Annotated in this window: 19 protein-coding genes; 8 read left to right on the top strand and 11 right to left on the bottom strand. The window is 55.7% G+C overall.

Annotated features, from left to right (window positions below; all coding sequences use genetic code 11):
• Positions 1-62 precede the first annotated feature (62 nt).
• Together FrondiHNR_RS03810 and FrondiHNR_RS03805 are read right to left on the bottom strand one after the other, a co-directional pair.
• Positions 63-269: a hypothetical protein gene (locus FrondiHNR_RS03810; RefSeq protein WP_279353926.1), complete on the bottom strand. Its 207-nt coding sequence runs from the start codon at positions 267-269 to the stop codon at positions 63-65.
• An 8-nt stretch (positions 270-277) separates the two neighbouring features.
• Positions 278-1,882 (bottom strand): acyl-CoA carboxylase subunit beta, encoded by a 1,605-nt coding sequence (locus tag FrondiHNR_RS03805; RefSeq protein WP_279353925.1) that lies wholly within the window; start codon positions 1,880-1,882, stop codon positions 278-280.
• A 196-nt stretch (positions 1,883-2,078) separates the two neighbouring features.
• Here FrondiHNR_RS03805 and FrondiHNR_RS03800 point away from each other — a divergent pair, with 196 nt between their 5' ends.
• From FrondiHNR_RS03800 to FrondiHNR_RS03780, 5 genes are all read left to right on the top strand, one after another.
• Positions 2,079-2,864: a biotin--[acetyl-CoA-carboxylase] ligase gene (locus FrondiHNR_RS03800; protein ID WP_279353924.1), complete on the top strand. Its 786-nt coding sequence runs from the start codon at positions 2,079-2,081 to the stop codon at positions 2,862-2,864.
• A gap of 40 nt (positions 2,865-2,904) precedes the next feature.
• Entirely contained in the window at positions 2,905-3,366 is a 462-nt protein-coding gene (locus tag FrondiHNR_RS03795; RefSeq protein WP_279353923.1) for a Fur family transcriptional regulator, read from the top strand.
• Positions 3,359-4,804, top strand: coding sequence for a catalase (locus tag FrondiHNR_RS03790; RefSeq protein ID WP_279353922.1), 1,446 nt, complete (start codon positions 3,359-3,361; stop codon positions 4,802-4,804). The genes FrondiHNR_RS03795 and FrondiHNR_RS03790 overlap by 8 nt, the downstream gene beginning before the upstream one ends.
• Positions 4,805-4,981: 177 nt before the next feature.
• On the top strand, positions 4,982-5,587 hold the full coding sequence (locus tag FrondiHNR_RS03785) for a PH domain-containing protein (RefSeq protein WP_279353921.1): 606 nt from the start codon (positions 4,982-4,984) through the stop codon (positions 5,585-5,587).
• A 75-nt stretch (positions 5,588-5,662) separates the two neighbouring features.
• The gene (locus tag FrondiHNR_RS03780) at positions 5,663-6,814 is read left to right on the top strand and encodes a 5-(carboxyamino)imidazole ribonucleotide synthase (RefSeq protein ID WP_279353920.1); all 1,152 of its coding nucleotides are present in this window, start codon (positions 5,663-5,665) and stop codon (positions 6,812-6,814) included.
• Here the strand turns inward: FrondiHNR_RS03780 and FrondiHNR_RS03775 are convergent.
• Positions 6,773-8,098 (bottom strand): TRAM domain-containing protein, encoded by a 1,326-nt coding sequence (locus FrondiHNR_RS03775; protein WP_279353919.1) that lies wholly within the window; start codon positions 8,096-8,098, stop codon positions 6,773-6,775. The genes FrondiHNR_RS03780 and FrondiHNR_RS03775 overlap by 42 nt on opposite strands.
• 65 nt (positions 8,099-8,163) lie before the next feature.
• Here FrondiHNR_RS03775 and FrondiHNR_RS03770 point away from each other — a divergent pair, with 65 nt between their 5' ends.
• Positions 8,164-8,820 carry a nucleoside triphosphate pyrophosphatase gene (locus tag FrondiHNR_RS03770; RefSeq protein ID WP_279353918.1) on the top strand — a complete coding sequence of 219 codons (657 nt, stop codon included), beginning with the start codon at positions 8,164-8,166 and terminating at the stop codon, positions 8,818-8,820.
• Positions 8,821-8,959: 139 nt separating this feature from the next.
• Positions 8,960-10,723, top strand: coding sequence for a biotin carboxylase N-terminal domain-containing protein (locus FrondiHNR_RS03765; RefSeq protein ID WP_279353917.1), 1,764 nt, complete (start codon positions 8,960-8,962; stop codon positions 10,721-10,723).
• A 110-nt stretch (positions 10,724-10,833) separates the two neighbouring features.
• Here FrondiHNR_RS03765 and FrondiHNR_RS03760 read toward each other — a convergent pair whose 3' ends face one another.
• The 8 genes from FrondiHNR_RS03760 to mtrA form a co-directional block, all read right to left on the bottom strand.
• Complete coding sequence (locus tag FrondiHNR_RS03760) at positions 10,834-12,096, bottom strand: ABC transporter permease (RefSeq protein WP_279353916.1); 1,263 nt, start codon at positions 12,094-12,096, stop codon at positions 10,834-10,836.
• Positions 12,093-12,800, bottom strand: a complete 708-nt coding sequence (locus tag FrondiHNR_RS03755) for an ABC transporter ATP-binding protein (RefSeq protein ID WP_279353915.1) — start codon at positions 12,798-12,800, stop codon at positions 12,093-12,095. Before FrondiHNR_RS03755 ends, FrondiHNR_RS03760 begins: the two co-directional genes overlap by 4 nt.
• A 265-nt stretch (positions 12,801-13,065) precedes the next feature.
• Complete coding sequence (secA, locus tag FrondiHNR_RS03750; RefSeq protein WP_279353914.1) at positions 13,066-15,873, bottom strand: preprotein translocase subunit SecA; 2,808 nt, start codon at positions 15,871-15,873, stop codon at positions 13,066-13,068.
• 308 nt (positions 15,874-16,181) lie between these two features.
• On the bottom strand, positions 16,182-16,847 hold the full coding sequence (raiA, locus tag FrondiHNR_RS03745) for a ribosome-associated translation inhibitor RaiA (RefSeq protein WP_279353913.1): 666 nt from the start codon (positions 16,845-16,847) through the stop codon (positions 16,182-16,184).
• A gap of 99 nt (positions 16,848-16,946) precedes the next feature.
• On the bottom strand, positions 16,947-17,741 hold the full coding sequence (locus FrondiHNR_RS03740; RefSeq protein WP_279353912.1) for a phosphoribosyltransferase family protein: 795 nt from the start codon (positions 17,739-17,741) through the stop codon (positions 16,947-16,949).
• Between the two features lie 41 nt (positions 17,742-17,782).
• Positions 17,783-19,507: an LpqB family beta-propeller domain-containing protein gene (locus FrondiHNR_RS03735; RefSeq protein WP_279353911.1), complete on the bottom strand. Its 1,725-nt coding sequence runs from the start codon at positions 19,505-19,507 to the stop codon at positions 17,783-17,785.
• Positions 19,504-21,180, bottom strand: a complete 1,677-nt coding sequence (gene mtrB, locus FrondiHNR_RS03730; RefSeq protein ID WP_279354461.1) for an MtrAB system histidine kinase MtrB — start codon at positions 21,178-21,180, stop codon at positions 19,504-19,506. Before mtrB ends, FrondiHNR_RS03735 begins: the two co-directional genes overlap by 4 nt.
• Before the next feature lie 49 nt (positions 21,181-21,229).
• A complete protein-coding gene (gene mtrA / locus FrondiHNR_RS03725) occupies positions 21,230-21,913 on the bottom strand; it encodes an MtrAB system response regulator MtrA (RefSeq protein ID WP_279353910.1) in 684 nt (227 codons plus the stop codon).
• A gap of 250 nt (positions 21,914-22,163) precedes the next feature.
• On the opposite strand from mtrA, the gene FrondiHNR_RS03720 reads away from it, so the two are divergent.
• Entirely contained in the window at positions 22,164-23,036 is an 873-nt protein-coding gene (locus tag FrondiHNR_RS03720) for a glycerophosphoryl diester phosphodiesterase membrane domain-containing protein (protein ID WP_279353909.1), read from the top strand.
• Positions 23,037-23,113 lie beyond the last annotated feature (77 nt).

Below are 23,113 nucleotides of genomic sequence, written 5' to 3'. Positions count from 1 at the left end.
GATAATAGTTTGTGAGCCTGGGTGAGCGCTGTCACGGAGCGCCGAGAACACCGAAAAATCTTCTACTCGCGATGCTCCGGAATTCCCTCTGGAACCCGCTGGCTCCTCTTCCAGGGTTCTCGAGCCGCACTTATCACCGAGTGCACTTTCTGAGCTTCTTGAACCTTCAGTACCGAAAGCACCGCAATAACGGCGGCCCTCTCCTCATCGGTAACATTCCGCGTCACAAAGTGCGCGTCAATATCGGGCAAAGAATCGTAGTCTCTCACAACGCCCCCTAGAGAGGAATGTTTCCGTGTTTTTTGGTGGGCTGTTCTGCCCTCTTACCACGCAGACCCCGCAACGCTTTGAGGACCGCAAGACGGGTACCGGCGGGCTCCAACACGTTATCAAGCTCTCCCCGCTCGGCCGCCAAGAACGGACTGGCAACACCGTAGGTGTACTCATTGGCTAAGCGGGTGCGCAACTCTTCCACGTCTTCGCCATTTTCCGCAGCTTTTTTGAGTTCCGCCCGGTACAGAATATTCACCGCCCCGGCACCGCCCATTACGGCAATTTCAGCCGTAGGCCAGGCAATGTTCACATCCGCCCCCAGCTGTTTCGAGCCCATCACGATGTATGCACCACCGTACGCCTTGCGGGTGATAATGGTGACCATGGGCACGGTTGCCTCCGCGTATGCATACAGGAGCTTTGCGCCGCGACGAATCACACCGGCCCACTCCTGATCGGTTCCGGGAAGGTATCCCGGAACATCCACAAGCGTAAGAATCGGAATAGAAAAAGCGTCACAGAAGCGCACAAAGCGCGAGGCCTTTTCACCGGCCTCAATGTTCAGGGTGCCCGCCATGACACTGGGTTGGTTTGCCACTATACCCACGGTACGACCCTCCATCCGACCAAAACCAATCAGTATGTTCGGCGCAAAGAGGGGCTGCACCTCAAGGAAGTCTCCCCCATCCACGATCGACTCTATGATGGCTGTCATATCGTAGGGTTGGTTGGGGCTGTCCGGGATAACGGTATTAAGACGACGATCAGCATCTGTGATCTCAAAAGCCGTATTACTGTCGTAGACGGGAAGCTCAGCCATATTGTTATCGGGCAGATAGCTGACCAGCGTGCGAGCGTAGTCCAGCGCGTCGCCCTCATCGGATGCCAGATAGTGAGAGACCCCAGATGTCTTATTATGGGTAAGAGCCCCACCCAGCTCCTCAAAGCTTACTTCCTCACCCGTGACGGTCTTAATCACATCAGGACCCGTCACAAACATGTGGCTGGTTTTATCAACCATGATCACAAAGTCAGTGAGAGCTGGAGAGTAGACCGCCCCACCGGCGGCTGGACCCATGATGATCGAAATCTGCGGAATCACTCCGCTACACATGGTGTTCAGACGAAAAATCTCGCCGTACTTACCCAGGGCAACAACTCCCTCCTGAATGCGAGCCCCGCCGGAATCAAGAATACCCACAATGGGCACACCAGTTTTCAGCGCAAAGTTCATAATTTTGACGATCTTTTCCCCGGCAACCTCGCCGAGTGACCCACCAAAAATAGTGAAATCCTGGGAATAGACGGCGATTTGACGTCCCTGAATGGTTCCCGCCCCGGTAATCACCGAATCACCGAAGGGACGATTGTCCTCCATACCAAAAGAGTGGGTGCGATGACGCACATACTTATCAAACTCGACAAAAGAACCGGGGTCGAGCAGCTCTTCGATCCGCTCACGAGCGGTCATCTTACCTTTGGGGTGCTGTCGTGCCTCGGCTCTAGCGTTTCTCTCGTGCACAGCCTCGTTGTATCGCAGTCTATGATCTGCAATTTTACCAGCGGTGGTGGACAAATCGGGTTCGGCTGAAGATTCTTTGGCGGTCACGCTTGCAACTTTACCCGGGAAGACAGCCTCGAGGGGGTATTAGAACCTCTACAAAAGAATCCGAATCTTCTTCACTATTTCTACGAAACCCCTTTTTTTTACCTCAGCAACCCTCGTACCCCGCGCAGACACAAGCCAGACTTTCAAAGATTTCTGAGGGGGAACACGTTTTAAACGACGTCGATACAATCTCACTATGGAGCTTCCTCTCAGCAGAATAGTCACCCCACAACTCCTCTGGCTCGAACGCGTCGGATCAACCAACGCCCATCTTTCGCACCTCAACAAAATCGACGTCATCCCCGACAAGAGCGTTGTGGCTACGGATAATCAGGTATCGGGGCGAGGGCGCTTAGACAGGTCGTGGGTTACACCACCCCACACAAGCCTTGCGGTCTCTGCACTCAGATGCCGGATCGCCCCCTCACTGCGCAGCCTGGTTCCCCTCGTCACCGGAAGCGCGTTAGCCGCAACGCTACGCCCTCTCGTTCCTCGGTCACAGGTCTCCGTCAAGTGGCCAAACGATGTACAGATAGACGGATTGAAGGTCGCGGGGATCCTGTGCGAAGTCGGACCAAACGACACAATCATCATCGGGACAGGGATTAATCTCACGATGTCCGCCGAAGAGTTACCCACGGCCACAGCGACCTCTCTGCGACTGCAGGGCGCGCGCTCGGTTGATATTGACACGATACTCGCACACTACCTCACCGAGCTTTTTGCCCGCACCGATGCCCTCCTGAGCGAACGGGAAGACACAGACAGTCCGCCGCAACAAACTCTCGTCACACTCCGCCAAGACTCCGCAACCCTGGGGCAACACGTAATAGTTCACCTGCCCGACGGCAGGAAACCAGTGGGGCTTGCACGGGACATTGACAACACTGGACGTCTTGTGGTTGAGGTAAGTGGGGAGTCCTCTCCTCTGATCGTCTCCGCGGGTGATGTTGTGCATTTACGCGCTGTAGACAATCACTAGTTATTATGAATTACTAAAAATAACCTGATAGCATTGCCCCATGCTCAGTGCTGAAACCACAGTTACTCATCCTCGAAATGCCGATTGGGCAAACGAATTGCGCCGGGTGGGCCTGCGCGCAACAAGTCAACGAATAGCCGTCCTTACGTTTATTGATCACAACCCGCACTCAAACGTCGAGACCATTTATCGCGGTGTTCTCCACACACTCAGTACGGTTTCGCTTCAGGCAATTCACGGGATTACCAAGGATCTCACGACCGCGGGAATCGTGAGGAGAGTAGACCTAGCCGATTCCAGTAGCGCCCAATACGAAACCCGTACAAAAGATAACCACCACCATGTCCAGTGCGTGAGCTGCGGCCGGGTGGAGGACATCGACTGTGTTGTGGGGCACGCACCGTGCCTCGTCCCTTCAAGTTCTCACGGCATGACAATTATCGAAACAGACCTTACGTTCCGAGGTCTGTGCGCTACCTGCGAAAGGAAAGACAATGACTAAACACACCACCACCAACACGGGTGCGGCCGTCGCCTCCGACGAGTTCTCACGCACGGTCGGCCCCAACGGCCCCGTGGTACTGCACGACCACTACCTAGTTGAGAAGCTGGCCCAGTTTAACCGCGAGCGCGTACCCGAGCGTGTTGTCCACGCAAAGGGGGGCGGCGCATTCGGAACCCTGACCGTCACTGAGGATCTGAGTGCATACACCCGCGCAAGCCTCTTTCAAAAGGGCACCAAGACGGAATTGCTCCAGCGTTTCTCCTCGGTTGCCGGAGAACTAGGATCCCCCGACACCTGGCGCGACGTTCGCGGCTTTGCCCTGAAATTTTACACGGAGGAGGGCGTCTACGACATCGTGGGAAACAATACCCCGATCTTCTTCATTCGTGACGGCATCAAATTCCCCGACTTCATTCGCTCGCAGAAGCGCCTACCCCACACCAATCTGCGTGACGCGGATATGCAGTGGGACTTCTGGACCCTTTCACCCGAATCGGCCCATCAGGTAACCTATCTCATGGGAGACCGGGGTCTGCCCACGAGTTGGCGCGAGATGAACGGATACGGTTCACACACCTACCAGTGGATCAACGCGGCCGGCGAGCGCTTCTGGGTCAAGTACCACTTCCACTCCAATCAGGGCGTGAAGAACATTGGTAATGCCGAAGCACAACAGCTTGTGGGAGAGGACACCGACTTCTATCTGCGAGACCTCTACGACAATATCGAGGCCGGAAACTTCCCCTCTTGGCGTGTCTCGGTGCAGATTATGCCCTACGAAGAGGCAAAGACCTACCGTTTTAACCCGTTCGACCTCACAAAGATCTGGCCCCACTCAGACTACCCGTTGATTCCGGTTGGTGAGTACGAGCTCAATCGCAATCCCAAAAACTACCACGGCGAGATCGAGCAGGCCGCCTTTGCCCCGTCACACCTCGTGCCCGGTATTGAGGCGAGCCCCGATAAGATGCTACTCGCCCGCATATTCTCATACGCGGACGCACACCGCTACCGCATCGGCACCAACTACAACGAGTTGCCGGTGAACCGTCCCACCAGCGAGGTTAACTCGTACTCCAAAAACGGCTCGATGCGTCATTTCTACACCGGTGGAGAAACTCCGGTCTACGCGCCCAACTCAGCCAACGGCCCCGCCGCGGACCCGCACAAGGCTGCCGAGGGTGTGGGCTGGGAAAGTGATGGAGATCTTGTGCGATCCGCATATACCCTCCGCTCCGATGACGACGACTTTGGGCAGGCGGGAACACTGGTGCGCGAGGTCTTTGACGATGCACAGCGGGAACGTCTCACGGAGACCCTCGTCGGTCAGTACAACAGCCTCACCCGCGATGAAGTTAAGAAACGCTTCCTCTGGTACTGGACCGAGGTCGACCGGAACCTGGGTGCTCGCATCACCGCCCAGGTAAGCGCATAGCGCGCTACCCTACATTCGTCACGCTGACGAAGTAGCACAGATCCCGCCGACAAGGTTATCCCACGGAATACCTTGTCGGCGGGGTTTTCTCTCTTAAGCCAGGAGTTTTCCCTATTTAGACAGATACCCGTGGTGTCGGGCACCCCACGCACGGTTGAATGCTGTAAAAATAGAGGCATGGCATCCGTACCGAACGCTGACACAGGGTCAGCCGAATACCGCGCCGCTAATCTTGAAGCGGCGCTTAAACCGGCGACGGCTGCCCACGTACGACCCGAAATTGTGCTGGCCCGACTGCGCCGCCACGGACGCCGCCTCTTTCTTCCCGCGATAGTACTCCTTGTGGTTGCCCCTCTGGCCGGTTTTTACGGTTCGTGGTTTCGCGAGCAGTGGCAACAGTTGAGCGTGCTCGGAGGAGCGGCCCTGGTCATCCTGCTGCTGTGCCTTCTTCCCTACCTCGCGTGGCTCGGTACAACGTTTACCATCACCACCAAGCGCATCATTATTCGTCACGGGGTTATCGTACGGTCACGCTCGGAGGTCTCACTCGGTCGGATCCGCGAGGTGCAATTGCGGTCAAACGCTATTCAGCGACTGTATCGGTCGGGAACGATCCACCTCGCGGTTGGTTCAGATTCCGTCCTGAAGCTTAACGATGTTCCACAGGCAGAGTTGGTCGTGTCGATGCTGCACGAACTCATCGAACGTTCTTACGCCGCAGAAACTACCCTCCCCACGGCCTATCCGTCTGACAACCACGTATCATCCACCGTAAATAACTGATTTTTTACGCTCTCGGGTTTTGCGAGAGAATAGAAAAGATAACTTATTCACCATCAAACCACCTGAGGGGTCACCATGCCACAAACTATCGGTGTAATCGGCGGCGGGCAGCTGGCTCGAATGATGATCCCCCCGGCAATCAATACCGGCCTGGGCATCCATGTGCTCGCGGAAGAACCCGGCATGTCGGCGTCACTCGCGGCCACTCGGGTGGGTGACTACCGTAACCTCGAGACCGTCGCCTCTTTTGCTGCAACGGTTGATGTGGTCACGTTTGATCACGAACACGTTCCACAACCAATCCTTCGCGAACTAGTCCACCGGGGATATCACGTGCATCCCGGGCCGGACGCCCTTCTCTACGCACAGGACAAAATCCTCATGCGTGAAAAACTCACCGAGCTGGGACTGCCAGTACCCTCCTGGGCGCGGGTGAGTGATCAGAAAGCTCTGGCCCGCTTCCTTGAGAGCCACGGTGGTCGCGGTGTTCTGAAGACCGCCCGGGGTGGCTATGACGGCAAAGGCGTCCGGGTGATCTCCGATGCTTCCGAGGCCGCAGACTGGTTTACCACGCTTGCCGAGGACGGCAGGGGTGGTGAGCTTCTTGTGGAAGAACTCGTCGATTTCCGCCGCGAACTCGCACAGCTCATCGCCCGACGACCCAGCGGAGAAAGTGCAACCTGGGCTGTTGTGGAGACAATACAAAAAGACGGTGTGTGTGCGGAGGTTTTGGCTCCCGCACCCGGCTCCGAGGGCGAGGTTGCCCGGGTGGCAGCCGACATTGCCCGACGCATCGCAGACGCTCTCGGGGTTACCGGGGTGCTCGCTGTTGAGCTTTTTGAAACCACCGATAATCGTATTCTCGTGAATGAGTTGGCGATGCGACCCCACAATAGTGGGCACTGGACAATTGAGGGCTCCGTGACAAGTCAGTTCGAGCAGCATCTGCGCGCGGTCGCCGATTTACCGCTCGGCTCCACAGAGCTTCGCAGCCCACACACCGTGATGGTTAATGTGCTGGGTGGTCCCGCGGAGGGCACTATGGAAGATCTCTACCCTGAGGCCTTTACCCGGTATCCCAACGCAAAAATACACAGCTACGGTAAGCTTCCTCGTCGTGGCCGCAAAGTGGGTCATGTGACGGTTACCGGTGACGATATGACGACGGTGACCCACACCGCCCGCTCAGCCGCGGCCGTCTTTGGGGACATTCGCGAAACCGAGTAGGTCGTTACGAACCAGCGAGGCCACCACCTCCACGTGATGCGTGTGTGGAAAAAGATCAAAACCCCGTATCCCCGTAAGCGTGTATCCGCCCTCGACAAAGGTCTTAGCATCACGCGCAAAGGCCACGGGGTCACAGGCCACATAAACTATCTGCGCGGGTTGCATCCGCAGCAGGGACTCACTCACACCGGCTCCGGCACCGGCGCGCGGTGGGTCGAGTACAACCGTGGCGGCACGGAGACGGGAGTGGTCGACTCGGGTGGCCGCGCGCGCTCTCTCGGCTAAAAAACGGTCAACACGGGCCGTAATAGCGGTTGCCCCGGGAGCATCGCGCAGGTTGCTTACCGCGCACTCCGTGGCGATCGAGTCTGACTCGACGGTGGTGATGCGCACCCCCTCAAAGCCGTCGAGAACGGCAGCGGCAAGAAGCCCCACGCCCCCGTAAAGGTCCAAGTTATCCGCTGCGGGATCAAAAAGAGCCGGGCTGATTGCGTCTTGCACGGCAGCAGTGAGAACTCGCGGAGCCTCACGATGCACCTGCCAAAATCCCGATCGCGAAACCTCGAACTCGCGTGACCCCACGCTCTCCCGAATCCGCGCCCCGCTCCCGCGTGAGCTTCGTTTTGTCCCTTCTACTCCAATGGAATACGGCGCGGAAAGGCTGGGGGCTGCCACATCAAATGAGCGTGCGTCCCCTATAGAAGACCCCAACTCGAGCGCAACCCTCTCAGCGCCCGGACGCGCCAAGGGATAGTCGGGAACAGAAACGACAGTATGCGTACGAGACACATACGGCCCCACACTTCCCCGACCATCGGAGTGCACTCGCATGCGGGTACGCCATCCAAGCCCGTTATGCTCGTCATCACCGGGAGCCGCCTCGATCACGGCGCTCCGCTCAATCCCCGCAAAACGTTTGAGGGAATCGCTCACCACCGTTCCCAAAAGGTGGCGCTGCTCATCAAGGGCGATGTGACCAAACTCCGCCCCACCCGCACGATGCGCAGGGTCGAGCGCAATACTGGCGGAACCCCACACGTGATCGCGGCGGTGCGGCGACCCGCTCAGAACCTCAATAACGGATGCCCTGACAAAACTTTTTTTGCGCGCCTCCGTCACCCGCACCCGCACCCGCTCCCCGGGGATAGCGTCGGTGACAAAGACCACGCGCCCCCCATGGCGCGCAATAAATATCCCACCGTGGGCAACCCCGGTAATGTCAAGCTCAATCTCCTCACCCACGCTGAGATCCGCCGTGTTCCGAGGTCTAGTATTTTCACTCACCTAAAGAGCATGCCACACTCCACCCGGGCTGACGCTGAAGGCAGCAAGCGAATAGAGTAGGTGAGGTGAAGTTTTACCTTGCCTCCACCTCTCCAGCCCGCCTTGCCCTCCTGCGATCCTCCGGCATCGAACCGGTTCTTCTTCCCCCTCACGTGGACGAGGACGCCGTTATTGCCAAGGCAGAAGCCTCCCTCGGTTATGCTCTCAACCCCACGGACTACGTTCAGCTTCTGGCGCGGGCTAAGGCCGAGGCGGTTCTCCCCTCACCGCATGACCTAGACGCTCACGAGGAAGATATTGAAGGGTTGGTGCTGGGAGGTGATTCCTCGTTTGTTCTCGACGGGGTTATCTATGGCAAGCCCCACACCGCAGAAAACGCTAGAAAGCGCTGGCGTGAGCAGCGCGGAAAAACAGGTACTCTCTACTCTGGGCACTGGTTGATCGACTACTCCGGGAGTCGTGTTCGGGGTGAAACGGGGTTTGTCACGAGCACCGAGGTCACCTTCGGTTCAGACATTACCGATTCCGAAATAGATGCATACATTGCTACGGGAGAGCCCCTCAACGTTGCGGGGGCTTTTACCATCGATAGCCTGGGTGCAGCTTTTATCACAAAAATTGTGGGTGAACCCAGCACTGTAGTGGGGCTATCCTTACCCGCGCTTCGTGGAATGGTACGTGAGCTGGGTTACACTTGGCCAGACCTGTGGAACCGAGTGTAATTATCGGATAAGCGCCCTGCACAAAAGCTTTCATACACCCCAAAAAACCGCGACTTTGTAGATTTTGTAGTCATAATCCTCTATTTATTGTGGATGATATCCAAATAAGGACGCGTCGCAGGCAATAAGCTTAGTAATTATGCCGCGTATTTCTAAGGTTCTAGTCGCCAATCGTGGCGAGATTGCCGTTCGTATCATCCGTGCCGCCGCCGACAGCGGAATAGCCTCTGTTGCTATCTACGCCGATCAGGATCGTGATTCCATGCACGCGCAGCTTGCTGACGAAGCATACGCCCTGGGAGGAAGCACCAGCGCCGAGACCTACCTGGTGATTGAGAAGATCCTAGCCGTAGCGCGCCGCTCGGGTGCCGATGCTGTCCACCCCGGCTACGGGTTCCTTGCCGAAAACGCAGAGTTCGCTCGCGCAGTACAGAAGGCCGGGCTCACCTGGATCGGGCCGAGCCCCGAAGCAATCGAAAAACTGGGAGACAAAGTTTCTGCCCGGCACATCGCTGAAAAAGTCGGCGCACCACTCGCAGCGGGAACACTCAATCCCGTTTCTGGGGCTGCAGAGGTTTTAGACTTTGTTGATCAGCACGGACTTCCCGTTGCGATTAAAGCCGCGTTTGGCGGTGGCGGCCGGGGCCTGAAGGTTGCGTATACACGCGACGAGGTTGAAAACCAGTTTGAATCCGCCACCCGTGAAGCCGTTGCCGCATTTGGTCGCGGTGAATGTTTTGTTGAAAAGTACTTAGAGAAACCCCGCCACGTCGAAACACAGTGCCTGGCAGATAGCCACGGCAACGTTGTAGTGGTTTCCACCCGTGACTGTTCCCTTCAGCGTCGGCACCAAAAACTTGTCGAAGAGGCACCCGCCCCCTTCCTCAGCAACGAGCAAAACGCCAAACTCTACGAGGCTTCGAAGGCGATCCTCGCGGAGGTTGGTTATGTGGGAGCGGGAACATGCGAATTCCTTGTAGCCCTGGACGGAACCGTGTCATTCCTTGAGGTCAACACCCGTCTTCAGGTCGAGCACCCCGTGTCCGAGGAGATTACGGGTATTGATCTGGTGCGCGAACAGTTCCGTATTGCTGAGGGCGGGGTGCTCGACTACGAAGACCCCGTCGCAATAGGACACTCGTTTGAGTTTCGTATCAACGGCGAAGATCCCGGCCTCGGCTTTTTGCCCGCGCCCGGACCCGTTACCCAGTTTAAAACCGGGGGCGGCCCGGGGGTTCGCCTTGATAGCGGGGTTACCGAGGGAGACGTTGTCACGGGAGCTTTTGATTCGCTTCTTGCAAAAATAATTGTGACCGGGGCCACTCGTGAGCAGGCGCTTGAGCGCGCACGTCGCGCGCTCGACGAGTTTGAGGTGGCCGGGCTCCCCACCGTGTTGCCGTTCCACCGCAAAATCGTCCGTGAGCCCGCCTTTGTCGCGGCAGACGGCAACTTCGGAGTGTACACTCTGTGGATCGAAAACGAATTCCACAACGATATCGAGCCGTGGTCGGGAGAAACCGGCCGTGTAGCGGCTGCCCCCTCACGTCAAAACGTTGTGGTTGAGGTTGCAGGTCGCCGTGTGGAGGTTACCCTTCCCACATCACTGCTACCCAACGCCGATCAGGGCCTCACCCGGGGGCCTGCACCCCGCCGCAAGACGGGCGGCTCGGTCACAACCGCAACGGGCAACTCGGTGAAAGCACCCATGCAGGCAACCATCGTGAAAACCGCGGTTGCTAACGGCGACCGGGTTGTTGCGGGAGATCTTGTGGTGGTTCTCGAGGCGATGAAGATGGAACAGCCACTCACCGCCCACCGTGACGGGGTTATTACCAATCTCTCGGCAGTCGTGGGAACAACCGTGTCGAGCGGCCACGTGCTCCTCAACATCGTTGAAGATTAGGCTTATCTGAGCGATTGCTCCAATAAGACGGCTCCCAGAGGAAACGAAATGAGGGGCCTGTGTCTCGCGTAACCATGACTCGCAAGACACAGACCCCTTGTTATTACTCTTTATTCGTAGCGCAGCGCGTTGATGGGGTCAAGGCGCGAGGCACGTCGTGCGGGTAGCGTTCCCGCGAGGAAGGTGATCAGCAGGATCACCCCAACGATGATGAGCATGCTCTCCACCGGATAGAGCATCAGGTCAAATCCCGGGAGATCCTTAAGGAAGGTCCTGGAGGCTAGGCTGTTTACACCCTGACCCGCACCCCAGGCCGCAACAATTCCCAGGATGCTGCCCCACAACCCGAGAAGCATCGCTTCGAAGCTGAAGAGCGCAAAGACCTTGCCCGAAGAAAGCCCGCTCGCCTTCATCAATCCAATTTCCTTAGTTCGATCCTGCACCGACATGTACAGGGTATTCACAACACCAAGGCTTGCCGCTAATAGGGCAATAACGCCAAATATCGTGAGAACGATGGTAATAGCATCAAATATCTGTTTGACAACTCCAATCTGATCCTCAAGGGTCTGCGCAGAAAAGCCGATATCCTCAAGACCCTTCTTTACCTGGGTGAGAACCTCAGGATCGCTGCTGCTGGCATACGCGATAGCTGTTGGGAAACGGTTGATTGCGGAGGCAGGAAGATCCTGCTGGACGATCTCGGTCACTCTCTTCTGAAAGGTATCGTTAACAAACAGTTGCCCTCCGCTCAGAAGCGAGTCGTTCATCACGCCGCTCACTGTTGCGGTAAAGGTCTCAATCTCCGTCAGAGGATTACTCACGCCCAGCGTAACAGTCTTGCCTACGGCATCCTGATCACTAGCAAATCCAAGCGCCTTCACATAGGGAACCGAAATAATAATTTCGGGCGAGGCCCCGCTTTGAGGCTCCACACCGGCAACGGTATCAACGTTCTGCCCTTTAAGAAGAGGTTGAGTTCTCAGGGAGAATTTCTCGCCGCTGCTCTGGATAAAGGAAGGGGAACCCGTTTGCACAGGCGTCACTGAAGTGACGTCTTTCACCTGCGATATCTTGGTGATATCGTCCTCGGTCAGTGTGACAAGACTACGCCCAAACATTTCCTGGGCATTGGGATCGTACTTTGCTGGCCCGTCACCTGACGTATCGGCCTGAGCCGTCACGACAATCGCATTGGTGGCACCAAACCCGCTAATCTGCTTATCAATATACGCTGACACACCGGCGCCAATCGCTGTGGTGGCAGTAATGGTAAATGCCGCGACAAAAATAGCAACGATCGTCAGGATGGTTCGTGATTTGTTCCTCCACATACCGCTGGAGGCCATTTTAAGCGTGTCTGAGAATCTCATGCTGCGGCTCCACCCTGCGAGACGATTTGACCGTCAACCAGATTGATCTGGCGGTCAAACTGTGCGGCAAATTCGTGATCGTGGGTGACCACTACAAGAGTGATTCCCTTGTCTCTATTCATATCAAAAAGCATCTTTTCCACCTGTTTACCGGTTTGGCTATCGAGATTCCCCGTCGGCTCATCGGCGAAGATAATACTGGGCTCATTAACAATCGCGCGAGCAATCACAACGCGCTGTTTCTGTCCTCCCGATAGGTCGTTAGCACGGTTCCTCACCTTGTCGCTCAGGCCAACCGCCTCCAGCGCTTCCAGCGCCCGCTGCTTACGCTCCGCAGGTCGCACCCCACCAATAACAAGCGGGAGCATAACGTTATCGAGCACGCTCTGACGCCCGTTAAGAAAAAACTGTTGAAACACAAAACCGTAGTGCTTATTGCGCATCTTATTAATCTGTGAGGTACGCAAGGTAGTCACATCATGAGCGTCAAAGAAAATCTTCCCCTCGTCGGGCGTATCCAGCAGGGCCAGAACATGCATAAGTGTACTCTTGCCGGAGCCGGATTTACCCACGATAGCAACACGCTCGCCTTTGTTGATACTCAGACTCACTCCACGAAGCGCGTGAAACGCATTCTCTTTTTTTCCGTATGTTTTGCGCACGTTAACAGCGCTAATTGCGCCGTGCGAACCAGAATCTGTCACGGGATTTCCTTTTCACTAAGGTTCATCAAACGTTTTTATCAACGATCTTTTTAAGAGTATCTTCATGCCATGTTACGCGCCTATAAGGGTAACTACCCAAGTTATTTAGGGGGTTATCCCTACAGTCGTTACTCTTCGGCAATAAAACCACCGCGCAGGCTACGATAATCGGGAGATCTCCGGGCCAAGAAAATATGACAGACAAGAGTCCCACCACCCGAGTATAAGGTGGTGGGACTTTGTCATAGCTGGCTCGTAGGCTCTATTACTTTTTACCTTTTGCCCGACGCTCGGCGCGGTTGAGGGGAGCTGAAGGCTCCGCCGACTCCTGCTGACCGAAAGCCCCACGACGCGTAGGGGCTGCTTCCTCCTGAGGAGGAGCGGTCTGAGCCCCCTCCGTGGCTCTTTTACGGGCCTTCTCGGTGGCAGCCTTTTGAAGCTGTCCACGATCGTTGCGCACCTCAACGCTACCGTCATCGCTCGGTGCTGTGTAGCTCAGCTTTTGTAGATTGGGAGTATCGGTCTCAAGACCCTTGCCCTCAATAGCAACCGAGTGTTCAGCATTATCCTGAGCCTTCACCTGAACCTCAAGGTTAAAGAGGAGCCCCATAGATTCCTCTTTAATCTGTCCCATGCTGTTTTGGAACATGGCGTAGCCCTCGCGTTGATACTCAACCAGAGGGTCACGCTGAGCCATAGCGCGCAAGCCGATACCCTCTTTAAGATATTCCATCTCGTAAAGATGATCGCGCCAACGACGGTCAACCACGGCAAGAACCACCCGACGTTCAAGTTCACGCATTGCTTCAGAACCCAGTGTACGTTCACGATTTTCGTATGCCACGTGAACGTCCGAGAGAATCTCCCGCTGCACAAAGTCGCGGTTTATCTTACCCTTACTTCCCGCTTCTTCGATCACCTCGTCAATGCTGATTGATACGGGATAGAGCTGCTTGAGCTCGGTCCAGAGAGCGTCAAAGTCCCAATCGTCACCGGTTCCGTCGCCGGCATGAGTATCAAGAACAGCCGCGACAACGTCGTCCAAGAAGCCCTGCACCCGATCCTCGATATCGTCGCCCTCAAGAATATGGCGACGGTCTCCATAGATCGCTTCACGCTGGCGACTCAGCACATCGTCGTATTTGAGAACATTTTTGCGTATCTCGGCGTTACGTGATTCAACCTGAGACTGCGCGCTTTGAATAGCCTTTGTGACAACCTTGGACTCAATCGCAAGATCATCGGGAACATTGCCCCGCGACATCAAAGCGGTTGCCGCGCCCGAGTTAAACAGGCGCATAAGGTCGTCTGTGAGAGAAAGATAGAAGCGACTCTCACCGGGGTCTCCCTGACGTCCGCTTCGCCCTCGGAGCTGATTATCAATACGGCGGGACTCGTGTCTCTCGGTGCCCAGCACGTAGAGTCCACCAACCTCGATAACCTTTTCAGCCTCGGTCTTCACCGCGGCCTTCACCGAATCAAAAACCTCGTCCCAGGCGGCCTCGTATTCATCGGGAGTCTCGTGTGTGCTGAGACCCCTTGCGGTCATTTCGCTGACCGCAAGGAACTCGGCGTTTCCTCCGAGCATAATATCGGTTCCACGTCCCGCCATATTGGTAGCAACCGTTACCGCACCAAAACGACCAGCCTGAGCAATAATAGCGGCTTCACGAGCGTGGTTTTTAGCGTTGAGAACCTCGTGTCGAACACCGCGCTTAGCCAGAAGACGTGACAGATACTCGCTCTTCTCCACGCTGGTGGTTCCCACCAGAACCGGCTGGCCCTTTTCATGGCGCTTAGCGATATCTTCGACAACCTGAGCAAACTTAGCCTCTTCGTTCTTATAAATCAGGTCGGGCTGATCAATACGAACCATTGGCTTATTTGTGGGAATAGGCACCACACCCAGCTTGTAGGTGCTCATGAACTCAGCGGCCTCTGTCTCGGCAGTACCAGTCATACCCCCCAGCTTGTCGTAGAGCCTGAAGTAGTTCTGCAGGGTCACGGTTGCAAGCATCTGGTTCTCGGCCTTCACCTGAACCCGCTCTTTGGCCTCAATTGCCTGGTGGATACCCTCGTTATACCGACGCCCGGCCAGGATACGACCGGTATGCTCGTCAACGATCATAACCTCACCGTTCAAAACAACGTAGTCTTTGTCCTTGGTGAATAGAGCACGAGCCTTAATCGAGTTATTCAAAAAAGAGATAAGGGGCGTGTTTGCCGACTCGTAAAGATTGTTAATTCCCAGATAGTCTTCGACCTTCTCAATGCCAGACTCAAGAATACCCACCGTACGCTTTTTCTCGTCTACCTCGTAGTCCTCCTCCGGGACAAGGCGAGCGGCAATAGCAGCAAACTCGGTAAACCAGCGGTTGGCGTCTCCCGATGAGGGCCCAGAGATAATCAGCGGGGTACGAGCCTCGTCAATCAGGATGGAGTCAACCTCGTCGATGATTGCAAAATTATGACCTCTCTGCACCATTTCTGCGACGCTGCCCGCCATGTTGTCGCGCAGGTAGTCAAAGCCAAACTCATTATTAGTTCCGTACGTGATGTCGGCCTCATACTGTTCCCGCCGCACCGCAGGGGTCTGTCCCGAAACGATACAACCGGTGGTCATCCCCAGGGCACGAAAAACCCGGCCCATAAGATCACTCTGATAGGAGGCCAAGAAGTCATTCACGGTGACCACGTGGACGCCCTTACCGGAGATCGCGTTGAGGTACGCGGGGAGCGTTGCAACCAGGGTCTTACCCTCACCCGTCTTCATCTCTGCGATGTTCCCCAAGTGGAGCGCGGCACCGCCCATCAACTGAACATCAAAGTGTCGCAGTCCCAGGGTTCTTTTTGAGGCCTCGCGCACCGCCGCAAACGCTTCGGGCAGGAGATCGTCGAGGGTCTCCCCTGCCTCAAAGCGGCGTTTAAAATCCGCTGTCTCGTTCTTCAACTCCTCATCGCTGAGATCACTGAAACTCTCTTCTAGGGCATTAATAGCCTTAGCCTGATTGTGCAGACGTTTAAGAGTGCGTCCTTCTCCAACGCGCAAAACCTTTTCGAGTACTGAAGCCACCGATTTTCTCCATCTTGTCGTATGCAAAAGCAACCGCTTGCATCGTCGCGTCAGCAACGTGCAAAATCACTTTTGCCGTGAACTCTCATGTCTGAATCAACAATTGTCCACTCTACTAATCGTAGCGGGATGATGCTCTCTGACGAACTGTTTCACAACTAATTTGCATGGGAACCCCTAATTTTTCTTTATGAGCGAAATCGCTCCGGACTCCACATCCTGTAATTATGAACCGAACACGCCTTCCACAAAACTGCGGGGCAGCCAACCGGACTGCCCCGCAGTTAAGATAGACCCGTTCTCCTACGCTAACCAGCAACCACCGCGCGATCAATCTGCTGGTTCAAACCGATCACTCCGTAATCCCATCCTTTACGGCGGTAGACAACGCTGGGACGCTTTGTCTCGGCCTCGATAAACAGGTAAAAGTCATGACCGACCAGTTCCATCTGATCGACCGCCTCTTCCGGGGTGAGATAGGTAGCGTCAAACTCTTTGGCTCGAATAACCACGGGATTGTAGTCCTCTTCTAGAACCTCCGTAGATGCGACACCGCCGTTGCCATTTTCTCCCGCAGCTACCTGTTCAAGAATCTCGCCGTCGGCCGGGACAAGACTCACGATACTGAAATCGCCATTGGCCGCCTCGCCGAGAGAGGTTCGTCCACGACCCCGCCTGTCTTTCTTGCGGTCTTTTGCCCGGCGTACTCGCTCAATGAGCCGACTCAGAGCGGCATCAAACGCGGAGAACTTATCGTTTCCATCTGATTCAGCACGGATAACCGGCCCCGGTCCGATAAGGGTGAGTTCCACACGGTCTCCATTACTGGGACTGTGCTCGCTCCGACGTGAGACCTTAATCTCTAGTACCTGCGCCCGCTCATCGAGAGTGGTAACTTTATCGGTCTTAGCGAGGGCATATTCTTCAAAACGATCGGTGATCTCAACGTTTCGACCACGGATGTTGACTTCCATAATAACCTCCCTGTTGTGCGATTCATCGCCCTCGGGTGAGCGATTACTTCTCGCCTTCTAATAACGCTACACCCCCGAGCCTGGTATTTTCCACCTCGTTTACACAGGATGCCGCGGGGTATGGGCAAGAGTGACTGCGCCCAGCACAATTCCGCCCTTTTCTGAGAGTGCCCTATAGGATTCCCGGAGGCTTGACCCTGTTGTGATGACATCGTCAACGATGACAATAAAATTTGTTGCGCATTGATAAGAGGCGACAAGCGTTTCGTCAACATTACGCTGACGCTCAGTACGCGAAAGCCCCACCTGATTTTTTCTTCTTCTCCTACGCACCCGCAACCATCTTTTGAGACGCACCCTCCGGCTCGCATCCTGTCTCCAGGCTCCTTCCAAAAAACCAAAAACGCAAAGAGACCCAGACCTAACAAGAAGCTCCACCGGACGAAAACCACGTAACCGTTCGCTTCGTGCGGTGGAGGGCATCGGAACGACTCGAATAACCCGGCCGGCGCTCGCACCCGATCGATACAGACGGGCAAGCTCATCGCCCAGGACACGGCGTAAAAGAGGCGCCAGAGCCCCCGAGGCGTCACTCCTGCCCTCTTTCACCGCGAGCAAGATGCGCCGCACATTCCCCTCATAGGCGACGGCACTGCACACCCAGAGCTCTCGAACAGCTCCGGCCCTATCAACAACAGGGATACTTCTGCGGTTCTCGCGGTAAACGATTGTCTCTCGACAGGCCCCACACACGGAGCGATTTTCGGTGCCGCACACAACACACCAGGTAGGCAACACTAACCCCACCGCATCACGCAGGCTCTCCCTCAAGGTGTTCCACACCCGCTGGGATGACAGGAGGAAGCGAGGTGGTGGGGAAGGAGAGCTGGCCATATATCAAGTGTGGGCACCCATCACCCCGAGCACCAGAGGAACTATCCCCCTGTGGATGGCGGCGTATCGATATTGAAGAAGAGATACGCCTGCTTGGCCAGAAGGGTTACTCCGCTCGTCACCGCTTGCCAGCCGGGGTTCCGATACTCCAGAAGTTCACCGTTTCTGCCGAGAATACGCAATTGGGAAATACTGTTTGCCCCCGCGAGAGAGGCGATACTCTGCGGCGCAACGGGTTGCTGATCATTTCCCCCCATACTGACAATACCCAACGAATATCCAGAGACCTGATCCCCCGAGGCCACAGCAACACTGTTTTCGTCCACCCAGTCCAGATCGATCGGCGTTTCCGTTAACCTCTGAATCTCTATGGGTTCGGTGAGCGCTGTTGGAGCGCCTTCCTGATTTCGGACAACACCTACGGCCGCGACCACATAGCTACCACCGCGACTGTAGACCGTGACAAGCCGAGTTCCGTCCAACGAAATGCTCATCAATTCAATGGAAGAGGCGTCAGTCCAGGTCGCTTGCATCGCACCGGTGGCTACGCCCCGGGTTGGAGCGATGGCCAGGCTGAGCGGCGAATCTCGAGGAACGCTCCAGACAAAACCGTGCGGGTCAACAACCGGGTTAATGAGCCCCGGGCGGGTATCCACGGGCGTCGTACCCTGCTCTGTGACGAGGCTAATACCACCGGCATTTTTTACAACTACAAATTCTTTCCCGGAGGGCACCACTAGCGCCTCAGGTTCCATCTGTGCAACAGCAGTGCCAAAGCGGTTATGAAGATCAGTCTGTTCCGAATTTACCAGGACCAAAGCACCGGACTTAAGGATAAAAGGGTTGTTATGAACCCGCGGGTAACGCGTGACCAGAGCCGGATCGGTCGGACCCGAGAGCAGACCCACCTGACCCACCATAATCTCAGCCCGGGTGATACCGGCGACATCCTGCAGGCTGCTCTCTATCTGTGCAAGCATCAACTGAAGCTGACGGTCATCAGCGCCTAGCGCCTCTCTGCTCAGATCTACTCGCGCATTATTCCCGCTGATTGGCACGGAAGAGGTCAGAACGGTTCCGCTAGGAAAGGCCGTTGTTGTAACGTTGTTGGCCAGAAGATCACTGGGACCACTGAGGAGTTCGGTCACAATTCGAGTGGCAATCGTAGCACCCCGAAGAAACCAACGCTGATCCGGAACAAGAACCTCGGTCAGGGGGTCAATGAAATACAATGAGTGCTCGTTAAAAACCTCGGAGAACGTTCTCTCGTCCAGCACGATCCCCTCCGGCGCACTACTCACACGCCACTCACCCGCCTCCCGCAGCAGAGTAAAAACCTGCTCCACGGTTTGTTCGGAGGGGGAAAAACGCATTGTACCGTGTGAGTTCACCGTCGACACCGGGGTGAGCATCATTGTGATCTGGTTGTTCTCCCCCCTCCAACCACGCTCACCGGAATCGATAATAACTCCCGCATACGGATTCCACTGTGGAGAAAAACTGGTCGTGAGGAATTCACGGGCAACCGCGTAGTCTCCGGTTGAACTGGTTGCCGCCCGCACAAATCCTCGCACAATTTCTTCGGGTGAGGCACCCTGCGCGGGTCCGTCAGGATTAAAAATCACGGGTTGCTCCGCGGTAATATTTTCCCGTTCCCCTACGTAGACCGCACCGCTTCGAGGGATACCCGATTGACACCCGGTAACGGTGATCGCCATAGCCATGAGCAGCAATACGATTCTCACAACGCCCACCTTACCGCTCACGGTTTTCCCCTCTCCTGCGTGCCCTTTTCGATAACGTTTACGTTGGTATCGAGAGAGGAGTTGTCCGGTCCTGGATCAAGCGAAAGCGGCGAAAAGCCGATGGGAACCGCTTGGCTGCGTGGAAGCGTCAGCCGAAAGCAGGTTCCCCGGCCTGGAGCCGACCATACGTCGAGCTTTCCTCCCTGCGACAGCGCATCCTCAAGCGAAATTGCCAGCCCCAGGCCGGTTCCTCCCAGGGTTCGCTTTCGTGATGGATCGGCCCTCCAGAATCGATCAAACACCCTCCGAGAGTCCTCCTCGGTCATGCCCGCTCCAAAGTCACGCACCGTGACGGCAACCGCCGTCTGGTTGGAATCAACGGTCACGATAACGGGCTGTTCCTCGCCGTGTTCAATAGCATTACCCAGAAGATTATTGACGATACGCGTCACCCGACGAGGATCAAGCTCCGCATCAAGATACCCACCGCGAGCAACCACATACACCTGAACGTTCGCCGCCTCAGCCAAGCTCCTGAGACCTTCCACTGCGTCCTCCACCAGATTGACCAGGTTGGTCGGCTCCGTTTCGAGCGTGACCGATCCCGCATCGTAGCGGGATATCTCAAGAAGATCGGCAAGAAGCTTTTCAAAGCGGTCAATCTGTGTACGCAAAAGTTCCGTGGTTCGTGCCCCCACCGCATCAAGATTCTCTCGCTGCGAGTACAGCACATCACCGGCAAGACGGATCGTAGTCAAAGGGGTACGTAGCTCGTGTGACACGTCGGAGACAAAACGCTGCTGCATGGTGGAGAGCTTTGCCAGCTCGCTAATCCGATTCTGCAGGCTATCAGCCATATCGTTAAACGACTGTGAGAGCACATCAAAAGACTCGTCTCCCTGGGTAGGCATACGCACATCGTTCTCACCCGCCGCTAAACGCCTACTGGTGTCGGCGGCAACACCGATGGGACGGAACACCAGGCGAAGGATTGTCCAGACCAGAAGACCCAGGAGGAGCATCAAAAAAAGCCCTGTGACCACGAGCGTTCTCTGCACATAGCTCAGCGTTCGCTCAGCGTCGCTCAGGCTGTAGCCAATATAGAGTCCGTACTCCCCTCCCGAGCCGGGAAACGTGATCCGGGAGCCCACAACAATGCCGGCAGACTCGGAATCGTCATGAGAGTTCCTTAGAGTGACAGATTGCCAGTACTGCGATTCCTCTCCCGAATTCACCCGATGAATCATTTCATCGCTGATAGTGCTAATGGGGAAACCTTCACTGCCCTGGTTCTGCGGGGCATCGAACGAAAAATTCTGCCCCGGGACGCGTATCAGGGCGATCATTTGACTCGCGGAAGTTTCCCGCACGTCGTTACGCATAGTTCTGGTGAGGTTTGTCAGCGAAACTCCACCCTCCGAGGAGTCGGAGGCATCAAGCATACGCTGAGCGGATATCGTGGCCCGTAGAGAATCGGCTAGAATCTGCTGCTTCCGGGTATTAAAGAGGTCTCCCCCCACGCTCAAGAGCAAATAGGTTCCCCCCGCTACAATAGCCACACCAGTAAGCAGGCCGGTAGCCGTCATGGTCCTCAGTTTAAGGGAGGATAGCCACCGTCTTTTCAGAAGGGAGTAGATGCGTACCAGACTACGCAAGAAACGTCTGCGAGAACGCGAACCCGGTGGTATCTGCATCGCTTCGGTTGGTTGCCCCGCCTCACGCTCAGTGGGTGAGGGAGGTGGTTCAATCGATGATGGCACCAGCCCGGTACCCAATTCCACGCACAGTTGTCACAATGGTGGGCTGTTCAGGATCTTTTTCAACCTTTGCCCGCAAGCGTTGCACATGCACATTGACAAGACGCGTATCCGCTTTATATTGATATCCCCACACTCGTTCAAGAAGAGTTTCCCGACTAAACACCTGCTGCGGTTTTGAAGCGAGTGTGAGCAGCAGATTAAACTCCAGGGGCGTCAGGTTGATAAGCTCATTTCCCCGACGAACCTCATGGCCAACCACGTCAAGCACCAGGTCACCCACCCGCACCTCCTCTGCCGCCTCAACCACGGCGGGTCGCAGCCGGGTACGTATGCGCGCTACCAGCTCGGCCGGGTTAAAGGGCTTAACCACGTAGTCATCGGCACCCGCATCGAGCCCGAGCACCACGTCTGTTGTGTCTGTTTTTGCCGTGAGCATGATGATGGGGACACCGGACTCCAATCGGAGAAGCCGACAAATTTCGATTCCGCTGAGCCCGGGAAGCATCACATCAAGCAGCACCAAATCGGGACGTTCCTCACGAAATACCTCAAGAGCTTTCGTCCCATCCGCACAAAAAACGGTTGTGTAGTCCTCGCGCTGCAAAACGATCCCTAGCATTTCAGACAGGGCAGTATCATCATCGACTACAAGAATACGGGGATTCATACTCTCTATTATGTCGTGCCTGGCTGAGCGTGGTGTAACCGCTACACATTGAAAATAAAATATGCAATGATAAGCAGATGGATAATAATGGCACTGGAATAATCGCCAGAACACATTCCAGCCCGGTTCGGTTCCACTCCGCCCGCTAAGCCTGGGTGATTTTCTCACGCTACCGTTTACCGCTTTCCGCAGCGTTCTCTGGTCTATCTTTGGAGTCGGGGCCGGCCTCTATGCGCTACTAAGCTTTGCCGTGCTCCTCACGTCGTGCGACTCTACCCGCACCATAACCGAGTCATTTCTACCCCGATCACAGGCGAGTTTTCACCTCACCGGGGTAGCCCTGGTGGCTATTATTATGGGCTTTGTACATTTTTTCCTCGTCGCGATCATCACCAACCTCATACACGGGGCGGTATCAATCGGGGTTACTCAGGGTGCCCTCGGCAGAAAGCCCACACTCGCCCGCATATGGCAACTTCTCCGCCCACGTTTCTGGACGCTCATCCTGTGGACGATACTTATGAGCGCAGTGGGCACCGCCGTGGTACTCATAGCGCTGTCTCCCTTGGCCCTGTTAGTGCTGTCGACCAGGACGTCCGGTCACGAGACAGTTCTTGCTATCGGGGGTGCCGTCCTTTTGTGGGCGGTGCTGCTCCCTCTGGCCGTCCTCACCATAGTCTGGTTGGGAATCAAGCTCATCTTCGTTACGCCAGCGATTGTGATCGAAAATCTGGGGTTGGGTGAGGCGCTCTCCCGCTCGTGGAAACTCACACACGGCCATTTTTGGCGGATTCTTGGGGCGGTACTGCTCTTTGTCCTCATAATTTCTACAGCGGCAGTCGTTCTTTTAATACCCCTATCCTTTTCTTTTGCCTTTGGTGGATCGCTACTCCATTTCGCAGGTTTAGGTTTCATCCTGACAAACAGTTGCACAGCCATCTTTACAGCAGCGGTTACCGTGCTTCTCCTCGTCTTGTCGTCCATCTTTTACACGGTAATTTATTTCGATGTCCGAGTGAGGAAAGAGGGCTTGGATAGGGAGCTTATCCATTTCACCGCGAATTACCCGGGTGAGACGGACCCCCAGTCCGCACCCAACCCCTATCGCTCTCCGGCAACCTAGACGGCACCCCTCAGGAGAACAATCCTCCTTCGCGTTGGCTTTTACACCCCACCCGTATAGGTATTAATTTAGAAACA

This window comes from Lysinibacter sp. HNR (assembly GCF_029760935.1).
Lineage (GTDB): Bacteria > Actinomycetota > Actinomycetes > Actinomycetales > Microbacteriaceae > HNR.
The sequence above is the reverse complement of the archived record's forward strand: the minus strand, read 5'-3'. Positions and strand labels throughout refer to the sequence as shown.

Excerpts from the sequence above, each read along its gene's own strand:
- raiA (WP_279353913.1), bottom strand. The coding sequence starts at position 16,847 with ATGGAAGTCAACATCCGTGGTCGAAACGTTGAGATCACCGATCGTTTT.
- FrondiHNR_RS03790 (WP_279353922.1), top strand. The coding sequence starts at position 3,359 with ATGACTAAACACACCACCACCAACACGGGTGCGGCCGTCGCCTCCGAC.
- FrondiHNR_RS03765 (WP_279353917.1), top strand. The coding sequence starts at position 8,960 with ATGCCGCGTATTTCTAAGGTTCTAGTCGCCAATCGTGGCGAGATTGCC.
- FrondiHNR_RS03785 (WP_279353921.1), top strand. The coding sequence starts at position 4,982 with ATGGCATCCGTACCGAACGCTGACACAGGGTCAGCCGAATACCGCGCC.
- FrondiHNR_RS03795 (WP_279353923.1), top strand. The coding sequence starts at position 2,905 with ATGCTCAGTGCTGAAACCACAGTTACTCATCCTCGAAATGCCGATTGG.
- FrondiHNR_RS03740 (WP_279353912.1), bottom strand. The coding sequence starts at position 17,741 with ATGGCCAGCTCTCCTTCCCCACCACCTCGCTTCCTCCTGTCATCCCAG.
- mtrA (WP_279353910.1), bottom strand. The coding sequence starts at position 21,913 with ATGAATCCCCGTATTCTTGTAGTCGATGATGATACTGCCCTGTCTGAA.
- FrondiHNR_RS03800 (WP_279353924.1), top strand. The coding sequence starts at position 2,079 with ATGGAGCTTCCTCTCAGCAGAATAGTCACCCCACAACTCCTCTGGCTC.
- mtrB (WP_279354461.1), bottom strand. The coding sequence starts at position 21,180 with ATGCAGATACCACCGGGTTCGCGTTCTCGCAGACGTTTCTTGCGTAGT.
- FrondiHNR_RS03760 (WP_279353916.1), bottom strand. The coding sequence starts at position 12,096 with ATGAGATTCTCAGACACGCTTAAAATGGCCTCCAGCGGTATGTGGAGG.
- FrondiHNR_RS03780 (WP_279353920.1), top strand. The coding sequence starts at position 5,663 with ATGCCACAAACTATCGGTGTAATCGGCGGCGGGCAGCTGGCTCGAATG.